Raw genomic sequence first — 20,747 nt, 5'->3', positions numbered from 1 at the left:
GAGGTGTTATGGTTACCTTCGTAAGCTTGAAGGGGGTGGAAATGTCTCGAATCCGCATCTTTCGAGACAAGAAAAGATAATAAAGGAATTTATTGATTACCTTCAGGCGGAGTACAAAAGGAGGAAGGTAATCAAGGTCCTTGTTGAGATAAATCGTTTCCATTCAGAGAACCTTTTGCGTTGTGAAGATCGATAAATAATGGTAACGTTTTACTATGAGTAAATGAAGGTCTGGTAACATAAGGATATTAAAACAGCATAGAGACTTCCTTCACATTGTACGGGTGTGCCCGTGTAACAAAAACACAATTTTTTTCAGCAAAGGGGAGCAGGAAATGTCAGAATTGAATAACGAAGCATATTTGTTTGTGCATTTTATCCACCAGGATGAGGGTAGTGCCGATTCAGAGCAAGTGTATTTTTCAGTAAGTAAGGATGGACTGAAGTGGGATACTCTCAACGACAAAAAGCCTGTATTAAGGTCTACACAGGGAGATAAGGGAGTAAGAGATCCATTTATTATCCGTTCGCCGAAGGAAAAGAAGTTTTACATAATTGGTACTGATTTATCGATGCATTATCGTAAGGATTGGGAAGAGGTGCAAAGATCGGGAAGCCAGCATATTGTCGTTTGGGAGTCGGAGGATTTAGTCCATTGGTCAGATCAACGCTTAGTGAAAGTTGGACCTGAAACAGCGGGCTGTGTTTGGGCTCCAGAAACGATTTATGATAAAGAGGCAGATGATTTCCTAGTGTTTTGGGCATCTCGTGAAAACTTTGGGGAAGAGAAACAAAGAATTTATTTTTCCAAGACAAAGGATTTCAATGAGTTTACGAAGCCTGAGTTATATATTGAAAGAGAGAATCACGTTATCGACACGACGATCATTGAAGAGGATGGGAAGTACTATCGTTTTTCCAAAGACGAGACAGTGAAAACGATTACGGTAGAAGTTTCCGATAGTTTATTAGGCGAGTTCACTCCGTTAGATACGAATCTGAAAGATGTGGTGGGAGTAGAAGGGCCAGCGTGCTTCAAAGTAAAAGGGGAAGAAAGATGGTGCTTATTATTAGACCATTATGCGGTGGAGAAAAAATATTTCCCTTACTTTACAGCGGATTTAAACTCAGCGCAATTTACAAAAGGTGAGGATTTGGACATTCCGGTTAACTCGAAGCACGGTGGCGTCATGCCGATCACGATGGAGGAGTACGATGCATTGGTGCGAGCTTATGGAGCTAGGTAGGGGGCGTTAAGCCACTTATATTCATATTCAAATGAAAGACCACATTAGTGCTGTTTTTCTCTTTGTATCGCACAAGGAAATCAAAAGGTGCTTTATTTGTGAATCTCACACCATATCAAACAACTTTCACAACCAAAATCACAGTAGTAATCGCATTGAAAGAGACACGAAGAATAGTTCTTCGTGTCTTTAAATATGTTGTTGAGTTAGTTTAACTGTACGGGTTTAAATATTGGAATATTCATGTGAAAAGGTTTAAGTGTTAGATAACTAACAGCTAAAACATAAATGAAAAATAAAATAACAATGATTTCTCTATGAATATCAAAGTTCTCTTTATTTTTAACATAATTTTTTCTTCTAATATATAGAAAAATAGGTATTAACACTAGTAACATATTTAATAAATTTAGTCTTATCATTTGTCTTCCCCTTACTTTGATCTAATTTTAAAATGCTATTCTCTATCTTTCGTTTGACTTAGTAGTTTAGAACTATGAACTTCCTATGTAATGAGTGGAGGTCAGTGCCAGCGAGACTCATTGAAAAATGCATACGCAGTATTTTGCGTGAGTTGTTGTTTTAAGGAAGCTCATTCAAAGTCTTGAGGGAAGCAGAGCCAAGGCGAGATGTCAAAGAGTGCTTGCACTCGAAGGTAGCTCGCTCGGAAGCACCTCTAGGAATGCAGGCACACCAAAGCAAAATGGAATACTAACGAACAAAGGTAGTTAAATTATATATTTGACTAATTATTGAAGCGTGTTTTTCGAGGCTAACCAAATAAAACAAAGAGCAAGTTCAAAATGCAGAACTGCTCTTTGTTTATTACATATAAAAACTATATTTCAATATGAAATCAAAGAAATATGTGGATGTTCTAAGAGCAGTATTGGTTTATTCTTTTACTGAACCTAGGACTATTCCCTTTACAAAGAACTTTTGTAGGAAAGGGTATACTGCTAAAATCGGGAGCATCGCAATGAAAATTTGAGCTGCTTTAACTGTTCTATCTGATAAATTCGCAATATCCTCAGAACTCAAACCTGCATTACCAAAGTCTTGCCCTACAACAATGGATTGTATTAATGTTTGTAAAGGCCAATTACTTTGGGAATTCATAAAAATCATTCCATCAAACCAAGCGTTCCAGTGAAATACCATTGTGAATAAAGATAATGTTGCGATGGACGGTAAAGATATTGGAACATAAATTCGAAATAGGATGCTAAAATCCGAAGCACCGTCCATAATTGCTGCCTCATCAAGTTCTTTAGGTAAATTTCTAAAAAAGTTCAACATTAAGATAATGTTAAATACGTTGACGAGACCAGGCAAGATTAGGACCCAAAAAGAATCTATTAAACCAAGATTTTGGATTAGTACATAGGTTGGAACAAGACCAGCATTGAAGATCATTACAAACAGGAAAAACCAAACATAAACATTTCTTGTACGGAAGTCTCTTGGATCTTTGGATAGAGGATAAGCTACTAACATCGTAATTAGCATTCCCAAGATGGTACCAACCACTGTTCTTGATACGGATATTCCAAAAGCTGTAAAAAAGAGAGGGTTAGAAAATGTCTTTTCGTAACTCTCCAAAGTGAAGCCAATAGGAAAAAAGGTTACAAGGTTTGCATCAGCAGGTGCTTGACTACTTAAAGAAACTGCAAAGATATGGACTAGTGGTAATAAACAGAGAATAGATAACAGTAATAAAAATACTATATTAAAAACATAGAAAATTTTGTATTTAGGATCTTTATAGTACATGGATGGCTCCTTTCTATTACGTTTTATTAGAAGATACGATAATTTGCCCAACGGCCAGCACTATAATAGGCAAAAGCTATTAAGACAAAGCCTACAACTGATTTAAACAACCCAACAGCTGTTGCAAAACTAAAGTTACCATTGGTAAAGGTTCGATATACATAAGTGTCGATAATATCACCCTCACGCATAACCAGTGGTGTGATTAAATTGAAAACTTGGTCGAAATTGGCATTAAGCATGTTTCCTAAAGAAAGCGTCATAACAACGATTACTGTAGGTAAAATTCCTGGAAGGGTAATATACATAGTTTGTTTTAATCGAGTAGCTCCATCCATCTCAGCTGCTTCATAAAGAGAAGGGTTAATACCGGCTAAAGCAGCAAGAAAGATAATAGCTGAAAATCCAAACTCTTTCCACTGATCACTAGCTATTAATGTAAAACGGAACCAGTTTCCTTCTCCTAGAAACATAATAGGTTCTATACCTATAAAACTAAGGAATTGATTGCTGATTCCTTCTAGTGAAAGGATGTCGAGAAGAATACCTCCTAATATAACCCATGACATAAAATGGGGAAGATAAACCATCGTTTGAATGGAACGCTTAAGAGCCATTTGTCTGATTTCATTTAACAAAATGGCAAAAGATACTGGAACTAGAATTCCGAATAATATTTTTAAGGATGAAATTAATAGTGTGTTATAAATGACTTGTACAGAGTTATCCATTGTAAACAAAAGCTTGAAATTGTGCCAACCAATCCATTCTGAATTAAACATTCCAGTCCAAGGTTTGTAATCCTGAAAGGCAATAATGATACCTGGCATTGGAGCGTAATGAAAAATTAAGGCTAATATAACTCCTGGCAATAACATTAAATGAAGACGCCAGTTTTTCTTCAAATTACTAAGTAGGTTCTGGTTCGTTTTCGGCTTGTATGGTTTAGCGTCCAATGGTATATTTGTTTTAACTTTCAATTCTTTTCCTCCTTTATACTAATCTTATTTTCATCATATTTTGTAAGCGCTATTATGTATAGAAGATATTTTTAAGGTACTATTGTTTTTTTAAGGGGTGAGTAGGTTGCAAAAGAAAAGGTCCTTCTTTATGAGTTTTATTGCAATAATAATATTACTTTTAATTCCAATAATAGTTTTATATTTTTATTCTTATCAAACTAGTGTTTTAGTGGTTAGAGAAGAAGTACTTACGAACCATGAGAATCAGTTAAACTTTTTAAAGGAACAGATGGAAGAAAACATAGAAAGTCTAACATTTATTCCAAGCGTTTTGGCGCGTGATTCATCTTTAGTAGATTTAGAGAAGGCTTTTATTACAGAAGACTACTATCAATCGATAAGAACCTATCCACTCGTTAGGGAAAAATTGAATTTACACAGTTTTGCGCAAACTTGGGAGAATGATATCTCAGTTTATCTAAGAAGTCTTGATCGAGTAATATCAACTAGAATAAGTCACAACGATTTCGAGTTAGCAATAAATGGTTTTGGGAAGTGGAGATTTATGGAAGAGGGTGGAGGGTATTTTCAATTTCTATACACGGAACCATTCTCATTTCGTAGTCAACCACAAGATGCTAATGCAATATTTGAGGTAACTTTCCCTGTTAAAAATATAGAAAACATTCTAAGCAAAAACAAAATGAGTGGGTATCGAAATACATTTCTATTAACTGAAACAAATCATTTTATTTTTCCTAATCGTATTGAAAATCAGGAAATAGCGTACGAAATTATAGGTGAATTGTCTGATGAATTAGAAGACGGAGGTTTATTTGAAAAAGAAATTGGTGGTCAGAATCTTCTTGTGATCTACACCGAATTACCACAGTTAAATGCACATCTTTTTGATTATATACCTATTGAAAGTGTATTAGAGCCAATTGCTAAATCAAGGAACTATTTTTTTGGTAGTTTGAGTTTTTTAATTATAATGGCAACAACCTTATTAATATTACTTTACAGATTTGTACAAAGGCCATTAAAAGAACTTATTGGTGGATTGCAACAATTTGAAAAAGGAAATTATAGCTATCGTATTATACATCATTATCAAAATGAGTTTGATTATGTGCTAAACAGTTTTAATAAGATGGGGGATCAAGTCCAATATCTGATAGAAAATGTGTATGAAGAAAAAAGTCGTTCTAGATTGGCAACTTTAAAACAGCTACAGTCCCAAATAAATCCCCATTTCCTCTATAATTGTTTATCGTTTATTGCAGGAGCATCAAAATTAGGGTACAGGGAAACAGTGATGAGTATGGCATATCACTTAGCAGATTATTACCGTTATACAACAAAAGTTGAAAATCAACATCCTACAGTAGGAGAGGAACTGACTCATGTACGAAATTACTTAGAGATAATATCAAAAAGGGTTGAAAATCTTACATATGAGATAGATGTAGAAGAAAAAATGTTAGATCAAACGTTCCTATTGTTGATTGTCCAACCTGTTGTAGAAAATACCTTTATTCATGGGATAGAGCCGAAAATAGGCGGTGGCAGCATTTCTATTAAAGGCTGGGAAGAAAAAGATCAAATGGTTCTAACAATTGAAGATGATGGTGTTGGATTATCTGAGAGTCAAATGGAGAAATTGCAAGAGTCAATGAATATGGAGGAAAGCAAACACCATGGAACTGGTGTTTGGAATGTTCATCAAAGACTTCTTCATAGTTTTGGGGAAAATTCGGGTGTATTCTTCTCACAATCAAAACATTTATCAGGACTCTGTGTAACATTAAGGTGGAATAAAATAAAACCTATAAATTGAGGTGTTTCTATGTATCAATTATTACTTGTTGATGATGAGCCTATGCAATTGAAAAGTATGGAGATAATAGAGTGGGAAAAATTAAATATAAGAAAGGTACATACAGCGAGGTCTGGAGTTGAGGCGTTGGAAATACTTGAGAGACACTCGATTGATGTTGTAGTTACTGATATAAAAATGCCAGGGATGAATGGGTTAGATTTGATTAACCACATAAAGTCTAATTATAAAAAAACTCGATCCATAATCTTATCTGGATTTGCAGAATTTTCCTATGCAAAGAAAGCAATTGAGTATGAAACAGTTAGTTATTTAATAAAACCTGTAAAAGATGAGGATCTAATAGAAGCTGTTTCAGAAGCGCTATCGAAGATTAAGTTGGAATGGGAGCAAATTAGCTCCTATCAAAATGCCATGAAACTCTTAAAAGAGAACTTACCTTTTTTAAGGGGGAACTTACTTAATCAGCTGTTACAGGGAGTAGATATGCATGAAAAGAGGTTAGAAGAAAAAATCGCTGTGTATCAGATACCCATAAATATAGGTGATGTTGTAACAATGGTTGTTGTGCAAATTGAAAAATGGTTTGATGATTCTAATGATGGAGAATTAGCATTATATGAATTTGCTCTATCAAATGTTGCTAGAGAAATATTGAGTGAGCAGTTCTATTACTGGGAAGGAAAAGATCAGTTAGATTATCAACTTTTTCTCCTAAAACCTAAAAAAGAAAAACAAGGTAAGGATTTAGAAAAGCTACTTGAGGATACTATGGAGCAACTTCAACTAAGTTGTCACAAGTATACGGATGGAAAAGTATCTTTTGTAATTAGCCAACCAACAGTTTTTCCCAATGAACTTACCGAGAGATATCAGCAGTCTATAAATGAACTTAGGAAGGCACCTAGGACTGACCAACCTTTTATTTTAAAAGTAAATAGTGAGAAAACGTGTCTGGAAATGAAAGCGTTAAACCAAATTTATTCTATACCTAATTTATTTCAACTGTTATTGGTTGGGAAATGGGAAGAAGCCAGAATAAAGCTAACCAATGTGTTGGTTGAAATGAAAAATCGAAATTTGGAAACGGAAGAACATAAAATGGAAATTACGTATTGTATTCTTAATGATTTCCTGCACTTCGCTCATATAAAAGGTGTTTCTATTTCAGAATTCATTGGTAACGATATTGGTCCAATCAGAGAATCCAAATCTTTTAAAAGTATAGATGAGGTAATTAGTTGGTCCATAATGGTTGTTGAAAAATTAGAAGTAAGTAGTTTAAAAGAATCGAATGATACACATGATTTGTTAATAGAGAAAGTGAAAAAATATATTCATGATAATATTCGTGATGTTTCATTACAAACTATAGCGGAGTCTGTAAATTTACATCCGGTATACTTGTCTCAACTGTATAAACAAAAAGTGGGAGAGAACATTAGTGATTATATTCAAAGATACCGAATGGAAATAGCAAGTGATCTACTTTTATCAACTAATTTAAGAATATATGAGATATCAAATGAATTTGGTTTTCAAAATCCTCCTTACTTTAGTAAGATCTTTAAAAGTTACTATGGAATTACTCCTCAAGAGTATCGGGATAAAATGGTTAATACAGGTAAGTAACTAGTGAGCTATCTCTATTATTATATGAAAAATATATAATTAAGGGTATTCGTAAGGAACTTGAACTTATGTATACCCTTAATTATTTTAAATTTTCAGAACAAAAGGAAATATCTTAATAATTTTGCAGGTATCTTAAATTTTTATATCTTATTAAAAAAATATAGGTAACTTATGATTGTGATGTAAGCGTTTTATATAACCGAAAAAAATGATAGGAGGTTTATTATGAAGAGAAATTATTTCATAGTTTTTAGCATTATTTTGGTCTTGTTACTTGCAGCATGTACCTCAGATGAGCCTACTAGTGAGGCGACAAACAACGATGTGGAGGTTGATGAGGAGAAGGTTAGTCAAATTCAGGATGGTACTTATAAATTTGATTCCCCTGTGACAATCACATCAATTCACGCATTGGTTAATCAGGAATATAGAAACGGGGAAACCTATGATGATAATGTCCACACTCGCTGGGCACATGATGAGCTGGGAATAGATATAGATTATTTATTTAGTGCACCATACGATCAAGCTACTACGAGAATAAGGCTTATGTTATCATCTGGTGAAAAAATGCCTGACGTTTTACACACTGTAACTAATGAACTGATCAAGGATCTGATAGAATCTGGTCAATATCGTGATATTTCTGAGGATTTTGAAAGATATGCATCACCGAAGTTAAAAGCGGCTTATAGTCATGAACCTGAGCAATGGCTTCAGTTTGCACACGATGGTGGAAGATATGGGATCCCAATATTTAAACCAATGGGTAATGATAGTAGTTTAATGTGGATTCGCCAAGACTGGTTAGATGAATTAGGGCTTGATGCACCTGAAACTCTTGATGAACTGGAGCATGTTTTAAACGAATTTAAAGAGAAAAAACCAGGTGGTACGGATAATATTATCCCTCTAGGTTTAAGCTTAGGTTCAAATCGTCCTCTAGTAAATTGGTATGGTGAAAGTTCACCAATCTTTGGGATGTTTGATACCATCCCATCTATATGGCATGTTACTGATGATGGTACATTAGAGCACGGATCAATTAGACCTGGGATGAAAGATGGTTTAGCATTACTTGCAGATTGGTATGAAAAAGGATACATGCACAGGGAAGCTGGGTTACATGACGAAGGTCGCGTAATGGAACTTGTTACGGAAGGAAGAGTAGGTGTGGTGTTTGCTCCAGCTTGGACAGGAATCCATCAAATACCTCAAATTGCAGAAAACCTTGGAGATGAAAATGCTACAATGAAGCCTCATCGTATTCCTGAAAATAATGGTATAAGAGGAGGAGAAGATACGGGATATCACTTTGGAGGAATAATGGTTCATAGAGACTTCGAACATATAGATGCTCTATTTCTCTATATAAATCGTTTATTTGAAGCACATGATCCTGAACCTGGCAGTGAATTTGAACATGGATATGGTTATGAAGGGTATGATTATGTAATTCTTGAAGATGGAACAGTATCTAGAGAAGTAGAAGATTTTGAAGAGGATCCAGTTAAAACAGAAGGATATGGTATGACAAATAATACAACACTAATGGATCCTTTTCGTGAAGCAGAATTACTTTCAAAACTGGCATCTGGAGAAGAACCAGAAACTCCTGGAGAGAAAATAGCTGCAGCAAAGTGTATTGATTTATGTATAGAACCTACTAGCTTAATTAATGAGCATATAAGTGATTATATTTCAACCGCTCACGTAGGCGCTCCAACTCCAACTCAAACTTCTCAACGTGATGTATTAAATTCTATGGAGTTTGAAATGGTTCTTAATATTATCTACGGACGTGCTCCACTTGATTCTTATGATCGCTTTGTTGAACAGTGGTTCAATGCCGGTGGTGAGCAAATAACAAAAGAAGTAAATGAAGCATATTCTGCTAGGCAAGAATAATTTAGCAAGAAACGAAGAATAGTAGTTTTACTAAGAAGATGCTACTTAGGACGAACTTAAGTAAAGCTATCCCCCAAGTGAGGCAGTTGACTGTCACTTGGGGGATTTCTATTTATAACTCCTTCTCCTGTACCTTCACTTCATTCTCAGACTGGTGATAGCGGAAGAAGCCGTCTACTAATCGGTCTAGCTGCTCCAGTTCTTCCCCGTACTCGATGATCAGTGCGACAACTGGGAAAAAACGAATCCACTCGTCTCGATCGATTTCTGGATCTTCATGAAAAATAAGGAAAAGGTCTGTAATCTTTCGGTTGCCTACTTCTAATTCTTTGTCATACTCCTTGGTGGAATGGGATTTCACTTTCCCAGTATATTTTAATAATATCCGCTCATGGTAGTTCGTTAAATAATCTAACTGATCACGAATAACATCTTGCATTTCATCTGGGAATTGAGAAATCACATTATCATATTTACTAAGAATCTTTAAAATGTCAATCGCCTTTTTGGAACTCGAAATCATATGGCGGAAGAGTACAACCTTTCGTAAACGAGAGTACTCATTTTTTTTCAAATAATTTCGTTCTTCCCGATATAAACCGTAAATATCTTCTATTTTTCCGATTGAGTCTGATAATTTATCAATATCCTTTTTGAGGGTGACGACTTCTGCCTCATGTCGTGCGACTAACCGAATCCACTGGATAACTTGCTCGTTCGTATTTACGATTTTATGATAAAGCAAATTCTCGTGCTTTGGTGGCAAAAAAATAAGATTAATAATAAAAGCAGAAAATACTCCGATCATAATTAGGAAAAATCGGTTCGTCGCAAAATGAATAAATTCATCTGTGGGACTTCCCATAATAACAACGGCAGTAACTACTGCTAATGGGATGATAGCTTCTTTTTTTAGCTTAATATGAATGGCGATAATGAGCATAACTACCACACCGACAACAAATGGTTCGTGGCCAAAGGCAAGCACGAATGCGACAGCTAATATTGCACTTAACACATTCCCTTGGATTTGGTCCTTGATGGATAGAAAGCTTTTATGAACAGAAGGTTGAACGGATAGAAATGCTGCTAATCCTGAAAATGCGGGGCTAGCAAAGCCTAACCACATGGATGCATACATTGCGAGCATAACTGCTAAACCTGTTTTAAAAATTCGGGCACCAAGCCTCATAGTGTGTCAAATTCCTTTCTTGGCCGCTGTAAAGATAGTGGCCTTTTAAAAAATGTAATGTAAGACAAGTTATCATATGATGGTGATCGTTTATTCATGCCTATAAATATGGCAACGTTGAGAATGATCGTGGTGCAAGTATATTATACCAAAATCGTACTAACACTGCTTTGATTGAACATTCAAGTCAAACTTTTTGCACAATGTATAAGCTGGTATAGCTTTGTTTTCCCACGCTTGCACAAGGGAGCAAGTAACCAAAGAGCCTAACAGAACCGTCTCTATTTGCCGCAAAATGTTGATGAGTATATGATAGAGTAAATGAGTAATGAGCGAAAAGTGAATTCTTTTGAGTTACGTTGAAAGATAGAAAAAGGAGAAATAACATGGAAAAAATAATGATTGTTGAAGACGATATGAAAATTGCGGATTTCTTAAGTTCCTATATTGAAAAATATGGATATGAAGTCACGATTGCCAAAGATTTTGAACATGTTTTGGACACATTTCGTGAAGTGCAGCCTAGTCTTCTCCTACTAGATATAAATTTACCTAGTTATGATGGGTATTATTGGTGTAGGCAAATTAGAAATGAGTCCATATGTCCAGTAATTTTTATTTCAGCCCGAACAGGTGAAATGGATCAAGTGATGGCATTAGAAAACGGTGGGGATGATTTTATTACAAAGCCCTTTCATCCCGATATTGTTATGGCGAAAATCCGAAGTCAGATGCGAAGAGCATACGGAGAGTATGCAACTAAGTACAAGGAAAGGGTACTTGTAAAAGAAGGACTAAGTTTGTATCCAGAACGATTAGAAATAAGTTTTAAAAATGAAGTAACACAACTAACAAAAAAAGAAAGCGATATTATCGAGAGTTTGCTAGAACGTTATCCTCGTGTTGCTGGTCGGCAGGATTTGTTGGAAAAACTTTGGGATGATCAAGTCTATGTGGATGAGAACACGTTAAATGTGAATATTACTCGCGTACGGAATAAGTTTCAAGAGATAGGAATCGAAAATGCTGTGGAGACGGTTAGAGGGGCAGGGTATCGGTTACGCATTTCATGGAAAGAGGAGAAGTCATGAAACTATTTTTGCGTGAGCATATTACTTTCGTTCTACTATATATCATTCAAAGCATTATGATTCCAATCCTATTTTGGTTAGATGGCTACCGTGGAATAGGTGTAGTAGTCTATACTTTGTTTCTCTCCATATTATTTATAGCAGCTTTTCTAATCTATCGTTACGTAAGTAGAAAAAACTTCTATCATAAGTTACAGAATCCAATAGAGAATATGGATGAATCGCTCGAGACTACGGAACAGGCGCCCATATCAGAAGCACTTGATCGATTACTGATGACACAATATCGGTTATATCAGGAAGAACTTCAAAAAGCGGAAGATCGTCAGGACGAGCATCTGTTATTTATGGATCGCTGGGTTCATCAGATGAAGACACCACTTTCGGTTATTGAATTGACGGCTCAAACATTGGATGAACCAGAATCATCTAGTATTCGTGAGGAAACAGATCGGATGAGAAGTGGTTTAAATACAGTACTCTATATGGCAAGGCTCCGGACAATTTCAGAAGACTTTCAGATTAAGCCAGTCCTTCTTTCTAAGGTAATCCATGAAGTGAATCAAGAAAACAAGCGTTTTTACATTCGGTACGAAGTGTACCCACAAGTAAACGAACAAAGAACAGGCATAGCAGTGGAGACCGATGAAAAATGGCTTTTCTTCCTGTTAACTCAACTTATACATAACGCTGTGAAATACTCTACTGGAAAAGCAAAACATCTTACCCTATCTCTTTATGAAAGCGATGGCGAAGCGATTCTTGAAGTGAAGGATTATGGAATCGGTATTCCTGTTGTGGATAGGAAGCGGGTATTTCATAAATTTTTTACAGGAGAAAATGGTCGGAAGTATCGGGAATCAACTGGGATGGGCCTTCATTTGGCAAAAGAAATCGCGGAAAGATTAGAGCACCGTATTGAACTTGAATCAGAGGTTGGAGAGGGAACGACAATTCGAATTATTTTTTCCAAAACACAAAACCTTACATCCATGTAAGGTAAGTGAAAGCATAATCAATAGTTTGAGTTCAAATCCTTCGGCTATACTTATTCTAGAACTTATAGATGAGGAGAATGATTATGCTTAAACTTACAAAAGTAAGTAAGGTTTACGAAGGGAAAGTGGCCTACCGTGCCCTTACTGATATTAGTTTAGAAATAGAAACAAGTGAATTTGTAGCTATTATGGGTCCATCCGGCAGTGGGAAAACCACGCTACTAAATATTATATCGACGAACGATTCACCAACTACAGGGGAAGTAGAGATCGATGGGGCAAATCCACATAAGTTGAAGAAAAATAAGTTAGCTAAATTCCGCAGAAATGAATTAGGATTTATCTTTCAAGATTTCAATTTACTACACACATTGAATGTGGAAGAAAATATTGTACTCCCACTTACACTAGACGGAACGGGCGTAAGAGAAATGAAAGAGAAGGCACAAAAGATTGCTGAAAATCTAGGTATATCTTCCATCATGAATAAACGTACGTATGAAATATCTGGAGGTCAAGCACAGCGGGTAGCAATCGCAAGGGCTATGATTCACGAGCCTAGGTTACTTTTGGCTGATGAACCAACAGGAAATCTAGATTCAAAAGCATCAAAAGATGTCATGACAATGCTTGAATCTATTAATAAGAAGGAAAAAACGAGCTTGTTAATGGTAACACATGATCCACAAGCAGCAAGCTATTCTGATCGAGTTGTGTTTATCCGAGATGGGAAACTCCATTCAGAAATTCATCGTGGGGAGAGTAGACAAGCGTTTTTTCAAAAAATAATTGACATGCTTTCCTTGATGGGAGGCGACGGTAATGACTTTTCGACAGTTCGCGTTTAATAATGTAATACGCAATAAGCGACTGTATATTGCCTACTTTCTTAGTAGTATGTTTACGGTGATGGTATTTTTCACTTTTGCCATTTTTGCATTCCATCCAGCGTTTTCCGGAGGTTCTATTAATAATAACGCTCTATTCGGAATGGGGGTTGCAGGAGGAATCATTTATGTGTTCTCTTTCTTTTTTGTTCTATACTCCATGAGTTCATTTTTACAATCACGAAAGAAAGAGTTTGGTTTGTTAATAATGCTAGGTGCCTCCAATAGACAAATCCGCCTGATGGTATTCTTGGAAAATATCATAATTGGCTTTTTTGCGACAATAGGCGGAATTTTGTCTGGACTAGTATTCTCAAAGGCAATTCTCTTAATTGCTGAGAATGTATTAATTATTGATGAAACACTGGACTTCTATTTTCCCATACTGGCAATTGTTGTAACATTTATTAGCTTTATTATCTTGTTTTTCTGTATATCGATTTTTGTTTCGTTTATTCTACGTACGAAAAAACTGGTCGATTTAATGAAGGGTGACAAACAGTCTAAAGGGGAGCCGAAAGCTTCTATTATACTATCCATTTTTGCGGCATTATTACTAATCGGGGGATATGGAACTGCACTTTATGTTGAAGGAGCAGCTGTTATCTATGCAATGATTCCAGTTATTATCGTTGTGACACTTGGAACGTATCTCTTATTTACTCAATTAAGTGTGTATATCATCCGTGTGTTGAAAAATAATAAATCTATCTTCTGGCGAAAAACAAATATGCTATTGTTCTCTGATCTATCCTTTCGTATGAAGGATAACGCAAGGACCTTTTTCATGGTTGCCATCATATCTACCGTTGCTTTTAGTGCAATTGGAACATTATATGGAGTCCAGTCTTATCTTACCAAAGGTGTAAAGGAGATGAATCCATACACGATGACGTATAATCCGTCCCTGAATGACAGTAAAGAAGTCATCGAGGATGATATTAGTAGAATTAATGCCGTCTTCCAGGATGAAAAGATGGAGACTAAGATGGCAACGATGGAGTTGAACTATTTTGAAGTACTCGAAGATAATAATGTGATCATTGTGAGAGCTTCCGACTACAATCGTTTTGCAGTCTTAATTAACGAAGAGGAACTTCAGCCTGGGAAAACGGAGGCAATTGTAGTGGAACAGAGTGGTGCAGTTGTCATGGTAGGGGAAAAAGCTAGTGAAAGGCTGATGAGAAATAGTATCCAATTAGAAAGTGGTGATAAGCTCCAACCTACTAGAGTGTTGGAAACTGATATATTACCCCTTATAAGTGGCTATTATGTTGTTCATGATGAGGTTTATGAGCTGCTTGGACCGCCTGTGAGAAGTGATTTTAGTGCCGTATGGCAAGCGCAAGATGTTCGAACGGAACAAGTGATCGAAGTGGGAAGAAAAATGAATCAACTAGATGATAATTTGCGGTATAAATCCCATGTTGTTGATTACACTTTATTTGAAATCAATAAAGGGTTTGGACCGATATTATTTATCGGCTTGTTCATTGGAATTGTGTTTTTCGTCTCGGCAGGAAGCTTCCTATACTTCCGATTATTTTCTGACTTAGATGAGGAAAAACGTAAATTCCGTGCCATCGCAAAAATTGGATTGACGCAAAAGGAGTTAAATACCGTAGTGAATCGCCAAGTTGCACTTCTATTTTTCTCCCCAATTGTTATCGCACTCGTTCACGGAGTCGTTGCACTTACGGCCTTATCTCATCTGTTTGACTATGATCTAACAGTGGAATCATCTCTCGTATTAGGTAGTTTTGCGCTCATTCAAATTATTTACTTTATGATCGTACGATATTTCTATGTGAAACAGATAAGAAGAATGATTTTTTAGAGATTGACACACTAATTTCACAACGTTTCGTAATAGTAATACTAAGTAAATCAATAAAAGCAGGTAGCGATAGCTATCTGTTTTTTGTTAAAAGGTGAGAAAGTATAAAATTTTTGAACTTTGAAAATTGTCTAGCTCCAAGCGCCATCGGCTCGTGCAAAGGTTCTGACCGATTAAAAGTAAAAAGCACTTTTCAACTGAAAGAACATTTTTCTTCGCAGATATGCAAGCGGATTCCGCTTTTCGTTCGTCCAGAACATTTGCATTTCGGTGGGAAACAGGATGTCGATTTGACGCCGTGCCCACAGGACGTGGGCTGCTTTTAGGCGGAATTGGGGCGCTTTGCGCTTTTCTTACGAATGGTTTGTTTGCACCTCTGAAGTAAAAAACCTGTTACATGAAAAGAAGGGAGTTTCTATCCTTTGCTGGAACAAAGTGAGATATGCAGGGAGGAATCAGAACAAAAACTATTCGCTTAGAATATATACTTTTTCCGCCGCGAGCGCCTGGTGACCCGCCCAGTGCTTAATCACTCCTGAGACCTCACCCTTGCCTTTTCATCCGCCGGAGTCTTCGTATATTTCCTACGCTCAAGCCTTAGCAATAAACGAACGTGAAAAAAACTCCCTTACTCGATAGAGAAGGGAGTTTCTGGATAATCTTACTCTGTAGATACAGAAGGATCTGCTTGTTCTTTTTCAGGAACAACTTGTAGGAAGTTCGCTGCAGGATCTTTTAGTAATTCTTCGATAACTGCAACTTCTTCGTCTTGACCTTGGTTTTTCAAATCAGTCAAATACGTTGTTAATAATTCAGTAACATCAGCCAATCCTTTTTCTGATAATGATTCGAGTGCTACTTTTGCACCTTTTGCGATACGAGTGTAAAGGGCTTCTTTATCAAGACCCATTTTGTCGTCTTGACGTAAGTAAACAACTCCACCTGTCATACCAGCACAAATCCATGGACCTGGATCTCCAAGAACAAGACCTCTACCATTTGTCATATATTCGAACGCGAAACCTTTGATATTTGAATGAATACCAATGTTATAGTCACGGCCTTTTTCAAGAGGCTGAGTAATGCGCCCACCGAAGATCATGTCTGCACCAGATAAACGGATACCAGCACGAGCGTCAGCATTTCCTTGAATAATAAATAGTCCTTTTTGAGCACCGTATCCAGCACCTTTACCAACAGAACCATTGATGAACTGACCATGACGACCTTTTGCTTTGAAAATCTTGAACGAGCCACCGAACGATGTTTTTCCAACACCATCTTGTGCACCACCATTGATAAGGATATTAACCCCATCACTGTTGTAAGCACCAAGTCCATTACCAAGAATAGAACCTTTTGTATACTTAAGGTCGATCTCAGGTAATTGACGGTAAGATCCATCAAGTTTTCCACGAACACGGTGACAAGCAACACGGCTACCAATCACTCGTTGTTCAGCAGTAACTGCTTCATACTCACGAGAAGAAGTTAGGTCTTCTACATTTCCATCTAAATACTCTGCACCAACAGCAAGAGCTAATTGAGGAGTTTCTTTTTCTACTTTAGGTACTGACTTAAATGTTGCAAGTTCTTGTTCAGGAAGAGTAGATAATAGCTCTGTTAAGTCCATGAAGCTTTGACCTTCAATCGCTTCTAATAGATCAGCTCTACCAACTAAGTCTTGCGTACGTTTAACGCCTAATGCAGCAGTTAATGCTTGTAATTCTTTCCCGAAGGCAGTGAACATGTTTGTTAATCCTTGTACAGCTAAATCAAATTCACGTGGTACGAAACGACGTAAGCCATGCTCTTTCGCTTGTGCTTCTGATTCAATCTGAGTAGCGATACCAACGTGACATGTGTCTAAGTGACACCCACGACATGCTGTACAGCCTACCGCGATCATAGAAAGTGTTCCGAAACCAATACGGTTTGCACCTAGTAGCATTAGTTTAATGGAATCTAATGCACTCTTCACTCCACCATCAGCCCAGATTTCTACTTTATCACGAAGACCTGATTCAAGAAGAGCAAAGTGAGCAGCTTTTACACCGATCTCTGCTGGAAGTCCAACGTGCTGAAGTGCGTGAACACGTGCGGCACCTGTACCTCCGTCAAAACCACTTAATGTAATGAAGTCTGCGCCAGCTTTTGCAACACCAACTGCAATGGTACCGATGTTAGGCACGATAGGTACCTTTACACAAACTTTCGCTTGGTCATTGGCAGTTTTGATCTCAGTAATGATTTGAGCTAAGTCTTCAATAGAGTAAATATCATGGTTATTTGATGGTGAAATTAAATCAGATCCGGTTGTAGCATTACGAGCAGCTGCAACCTTATCTGTTACTTTCGAACCTGGTAAGTGTCCACCTTCACCTGGTTTTGCACCTTGACCAATTTTAATTTCAAGTAGGTTCGTAGAGTTTACTAATTCCACGTTTACCCCAAAACGTCCAGAAGCAATTTGCTGTCCGCGAGTATTCGGGTATTTACCTAACATATCTTTGATTTCTCCACCTTCACCGTTGAAGCTAATCATGTTTAAACGATCAGCAGCTTCAGCATAGGCACGGAAAGCAGTCTCATTTTGAGAACCGAAGCTCATGGAACTAATCATGAATGGAAGATCATGTTTGTTAACACTCACATCAACATCTTCTGGTTTCACATTAGATTCAACTGATTTTAGCTTCGTTAAATGACGAATGCTAATCGGATTCTTATCTTCTTGTTCTTGTAATTTTTCACGGAATTGATCGTAATCTCCGCGACCAGATGCTAAGTCGCCTAATGCTTTCCATAGACGTGGGAAGATATGGAACGTTTTCCCTGGTCTTGCTTTATCGTTATTATATTCCTCTTTACGAGCAACACTATCTTCTTTCATTTGTTCAAAATTATAGCTTAACTCTTTTCCACCAAGGAAGTTAACGATATTAAGTTCGTCAGCAATCTCATCATTTAAACCGATAGAAGAGAAGAGGCGACCATAACCACGTAACTCATGAATACCGATAGTAGAAATAACTTTTTCTAATCCTTTGTTTAACGCACTATATAGTTTTACAGCTGGAGCACCGTCTTGATCTACTACACTTGAGAACATTACATATGGGTGAATTAAGTCTGCACCTAATCCGAATACAACAGCGATGTCATGTAGAGAACGGATGCTTCCGGAACGAAGTACGAATGAACACTCTCGACGCTTTTCTTCGTGAGTTAACCCTTGGTCCACAGAAGAAATTGCTAGATGTGGATCTATCCAGTATTTATTGTCTGTGTGAGTTCCTTGGTCATCAAAAACTAAGAATGTTTTTCCTTCATCGATGGCTTTACTTGCTTCACTGTTCAAACGTTTTAAAGCATCTTCTACAGATTCATCTTCGAAACGAACCATTTCAAGGATGTGAGCTTCGTTTGCATTTTCATATAAAGCTAGTAATCCTTCATAAGAAGGTTGGTTTGAATCTGCCTCTATAGCTTTACCAGTAATCCCTTCACCGATAAGTGGGGATTCAAGCTGAACGATAGTTTTCAAAGATTCCTTGTTAAATAGAGATGGACGCTTACCGATAACTACACGTGTAGAGAAGTGCTCCATTTCTCTATCTCTATCAATCGCAGGGTTTGTAACAACCGCAACACTTTCTTTAATAAAGTCAGCAACATTTTTTCTACCTGGATGAAGGGCTGCTAATGGTGCATCATGCCCTAATGAACGGATAGGCTCGACACCTTTTTCCGCCATTTGTTCAATTAATTGAATGTGCTCGCGATCCCATCCGTTTGCAGCATAAACAGAGTTGTTCACTACTTGCTGGAATTTGCTAGCTTCAGCTGGTGTATTTAGGCTTGTAGATAAACGTTTACGTGCATCCGTAATTTCTAAACGATCAGACATACGTTTGTATACTTCTTCTTGAAGGTCATCATGCCAGAAAACATCGATAACACCTTCTTCATTTCGGAAAAGACCAACTTTTTCCCCGGGAGCTAATGGTTTTGGTTCAGCTAAATAATGATCTGAAGTAAAGATACCTTGCTCAGAAGAGAATGCATAGCTCGTTTCAGTTGTAAGCATCCAAACAGGACGTAAGCCTAATGCGTCTACACTAAATACAGCTTCTTTTCCATAGCGAGAAATAATACCAGCAGGTCCTTGTGCAAAATGACCCCATGCTTCACGAATATAACTATATAAATCTTTCAAATGGCTTGGGAACTTCTTAATTTCGTTAACGATAGGTGGGAAAACAACTTCCATTGCTTCAAATAGAGATAAATTATGTCTAGAAATGAAAGTATCTAGTACTCTATTTAAGTCTTGAGAGTCACTTCCACCATCAACTAATGGTACTCCAAGCATTTCTGCTTCATCACGAAGCTTTGCAATCGTGTTAATTTCTCCATTATGTCCAATTACACTAAATGGTTGTACACGGAAGAAATTGGATAGTGTATTTGTTGAATAACGGTTGTGTCCTAAAGTAGCAGTAGATGCCACAAGTGGATCCGCTAAATCATTGTAAAACCTAGGAAGAATATCTCCTGCACCCATTACTTTGTAAACAGCATGGTCTTGACTTAAAGAAGCTACGTGGATTGCAGTGTTTTCTTCAATTTCAACTGTTAAATCAAATAATGTTGAAGATAGTGTTTCAGCAGGAACATTGTTTCCTACAAGCGCAACCTGCCAGAATACAGGTTCAGCCTTTAGTGCAATTGGACCTAATGCATTACTATTTGTAACATCTGTGCTTTCGAAAACAAGAGTTAGTCCTTTTGCAGATAACTTCGTACGAACTTCTTCTTGAATCTTAGCAACGTCATGGTCTTGGTCAATGAAGAAATGACCAACAGTAAATGTTTCGTTTTCTACGTAGTCAGCAGTAATGTTTTCTGTTTCTAGCTTCTTTTTCCATAGAGCTTTAGGGACGTCGATATGAATACCAACACCGTCACCTTCTTCATTAATGAACCCAGCTCGGTGGTTCATCTTTACTAAAGCTTGAATCGTATTGTCAATGTTATCTTTTGTAGGCTTATTTTCTTTTTCAATAAAAGCTACAATTCCACAACTATCATGCTCAAGCTTCGTCGCGCCTCGAAATGATTGGATCAGTTTGTTATTGTTCTTTGTCAGATTTGTCAACCTGACCCACCTCCTAAAAAGAATCTAGTAATATATTCTTCGGAAGATAATCTCACAAATTTTCGCAAGACTACTCCGTAATTACAGAATTATCAGAATTACTTACTACCTTACCATTTTTGATAAGAAAGATCAATTAATTATACAATAAAACGGATAGAACATACAATGGATGCGGGATAGAAAATAAAGGAATAGAAAACGGGATGTTTATGC

General features: G+C 36.9%; 13 protein-coding genes. 8 read left to right on the top strand and 5 right to left on the bottom strand.

Annotated features, from left to right (window positions below; genetic code table 11):
- Positions 1-335: 335 nt before the first annotated feature.
- The gene (locus ACERII_RS18155) at positions 336-1,247 is read left to right on the top strand and encodes a glycoside hydrolase family 43 protein (RefSeq protein WP_373644189.1); all 912 of its coding nucleotides are present in this window, start codon (positions 336-338) and stop codon (positions 1,245-1,247) included.
- 206 nt (positions 1,248-1,453) lie between these two features.
- On the opposite strand, the gene ACERII_RS18150 is transcribed toward ACERII_RS18155, so the two are convergent.
- The 3 genes from ACERII_RS18150 to ACERII_RS18140 form a co-directional block, all read right to left on the bottom strand.
- Positions 1,454-1,669: a hypothetical protein gene (locus tag ACERII_RS18150; RefSeq protein WP_373644188.1), complete on the bottom strand. Its 216-nt coding sequence runs from the start codon at positions 1,667-1,669 to the stop codon at positions 1,454-1,456.
- 472 nt (positions 1,670-2,141) lie between these two features.
- Positions 2,142-3,020, bottom strand: coding sequence for a carbohydrate ABC transporter permease (locus ACERII_RS18145; protein ID WP_373644186.1), 879 nt, complete (start codon positions 3,018-3,020; stop codon positions 2,142-2,144).
- A 26-nt stretch (positions 3,021-3,046) separates the two neighbouring features.
- Positions 3,047-3,898 carry an ABC transporter permease gene (locus tag ACERII_RS18140; protein ID WP_373644239.1) on the bottom strand — a complete coding sequence of 284 codons (852 nt, stop codon included), beginning with the start codon at positions 3,896-3,898 and terminating at the stop codon, positions 3,047-3,049.
- 208 nt (positions 3,899-4,106) lie between these two features.
- On the opposite strand from ACERII_RS18140, the gene ACERII_RS18135 reads away from it, so the two are divergent.
- The 3 genes from ACERII_RS18135 to ACERII_RS18125 all read left to right on the top strand — a co-directional run bounded on the left by ACERII_RS18135 (position 4,107) and on the right by ACERII_RS18125 (position 9,365).
- Positions 4,107-5,822, top strand: coding sequence for a sensor histidine kinase (locus ACERII_RS18135; RefSeq protein ID WP_373644185.1), 1,716 nt, complete (start codon positions 4,107-4,109; stop codon positions 5,820-5,822).
- Positions 5,823-5,831: 9 nt separating this feature from the next.
- Positions 5,832-7,454 (top strand): response regulator transcription factor, encoded by a 1,623-nt coding sequence (locus ACERII_RS18130; RefSeq protein ID WP_373644184.1) that lies wholly within the window; start codon positions 5,832-5,834, stop codon positions 7,452-7,454.
- A 228-nt stretch (positions 7,455-7,682) separates the two neighbouring features.
- Positions 7,683-9,365: an extracellular solute-binding protein gene (locus ACERII_RS18125; protein WP_373644183.1), complete on the top strand. Its 1,683-nt coding sequence runs from the start codon at positions 7,683-7,685 to the stop codon at positions 9,363-9,365.
- Between the two features lie 112 nt (positions 9,366-9,477).
- Here ACERII_RS18125 and ACERII_RS18120 read toward each other — a convergent pair whose 3' ends face one another.
- Positions 9,478-10,557: an FUSC family protein gene (locus ACERII_RS18120; RefSeq protein ID WP_373644181.1), complete on the bottom strand. Its 1,080-nt coding sequence runs from the start codon at positions 10,555-10,557 to the stop codon at positions 9,478-9,480.
- Between the two features lie 386 nt (positions 10,558-10,943).
- On the opposite strand from ACERII_RS18120, the gene ACERII_RS18115 reads away from it, so the two are divergent.
- From ACERII_RS18115 to ACERII_RS18100, 4 genes are all read left to right on the top strand, one after another.
- Positions 10,944-11,648, top strand: coding sequence for a response regulator transcription factor (locus ACERII_RS18115; RefSeq protein ID WP_373644180.1), 705 nt, complete (start codon positions 10,944-10,946; stop codon positions 11,646-11,648).
- The gene (locus ACERII_RS18110; protein WP_373644179.1) at positions 11,645-12,646 is read left to right on the top strand and encodes a sensor histidine kinase; all 1,002 of its coding nucleotides are present in this window, start codon (positions 11,645-11,647) and stop codon (positions 12,644-12,646) included. Before ACERII_RS18115 ends, ACERII_RS18110 begins: the two co-directional genes overlap by 4 nt.
- 83 nt (positions 12,647-12,729) lie before the next feature.
- Positions 12,730-13,494 (top strand): ABC transporter ATP-binding protein, encoded by a 765-nt coding sequence (locus ACERII_RS18105; RefSeq protein WP_373644177.1) that lies wholly within the window; start codon positions 12,730-12,732, stop codon positions 13,492-13,494.
- Positions 13,469-15,370, top strand: a complete 1,902-nt coding sequence (locus ACERII_RS18100) for an ABC transporter permease (protein WP_373644176.1) — start codon at positions 13,469-13,471, stop codon at positions 15,368-15,370. Before ACERII_RS18105 ends, ACERII_RS18100 begins: the two co-directional genes overlap by 26 nt.
- A gap of 661 nt (positions 15,371-16,031) precedes the next feature.
- Here ACERII_RS18100 and ACERII_RS18095 read toward each other — a convergent pair.
- Entirely contained in the window at positions 16,032-20,531 is a 4,500-nt protein-coding gene (locus ACERII_RS18095; RefSeq protein ID WP_483867433.1) for a glutamate synthase-related protein, read from the bottom strand.
- Positions 20,532-20,747 lie beyond the last annotated feature (216 nt).

It is taken from the genome of Evansella sp. AB-rgal1 (assembly GCF_041820985.1).
Taxonomy (GTDB): domain Bacteria; phylum Bacillota; class Bacilli; order Bacillales; family Salisediminibacteriaceae; genus Evansella.
This window is presented reverse-complemented; position numbering and strand designations above follow the sequence as displayed.

Bases quoted from the DNA above. Each gene is read 5' to 3' on its own strand.
- ACERII_RS18105 (WP_373644177.1), top strand. From the start codon at position 12,730: ATGCTTAAACTTACAAAAGTAAGTAAGGTTTACGAAGGGAAAGTGGCC.
- ACERII_RS18130 (WP_373644184.1), top strand. From the start codon at position 5,832: ATGTATCAATTATTACTTGTTGATGATGAGCCTATGCAATTGAAAAGT.
- ACERII_RS18110 (WP_373644179.1), top strand. From the start codon at position 11,645: ATGAAACTATTTTTGCGTGAGCATATTACTTTCGTTCTACTATATATC.
- ACERII_RS18125 (WP_373644183.1), top strand. From the start codon at position 7,683: ATGAAGAGAAATTATTTCATAGTTTTTAGCATTATTTTGGTCTTGTTA.
- ACERII_RS18145 (WP_373644186.1), bottom strand. From the start codon at position 3,020: ATGTACTATAAAGATCCTAAATACAAAATTTTCTATGTTTTTAATATA.
- ACERII_RS18120 (WP_373644181.1), bottom strand. From the start codon at position 10,557: ATGAGGCTTGGTGCCCGAATTTTTAAAACAGGTTTAGCAGTTATGCTC.
- ACERII_RS18150 (WP_373644188.1), bottom strand. From the start codon at position 1,669: ATGATAAGACTAAATTTATTAAATATGTTACTAGTGTTAATACCTATT.
- ACERII_RS18115 (WP_373644180.1), top strand. From the start codon at position 10,944: ATGGAAAAAATAATGATTGTTGAAGACGATATGAAAATTGCGGATTTC.
- ACERII_RS18100 (WP_373644176.1), top strand. From the start codon at position 13,469: ATGACTTTTCGACAGTTCGCGTTTAATAATGTAATACGCAATAAGCGA.
- ACERII_RS18140 (WP_373644239.1), bottom strand. From the start codon at position 3,898: ATGTTATTGCCAGGAGTTATATTAGCCTTAATTTTTCATTACGCTCCA.
- ACERII_RS18155 (WP_373644189.1), top strand. From the start codon at position 336: ATGTCAGAATTGAATAACGAAGCATATTTGTTTGTGCATTTTATCCAC.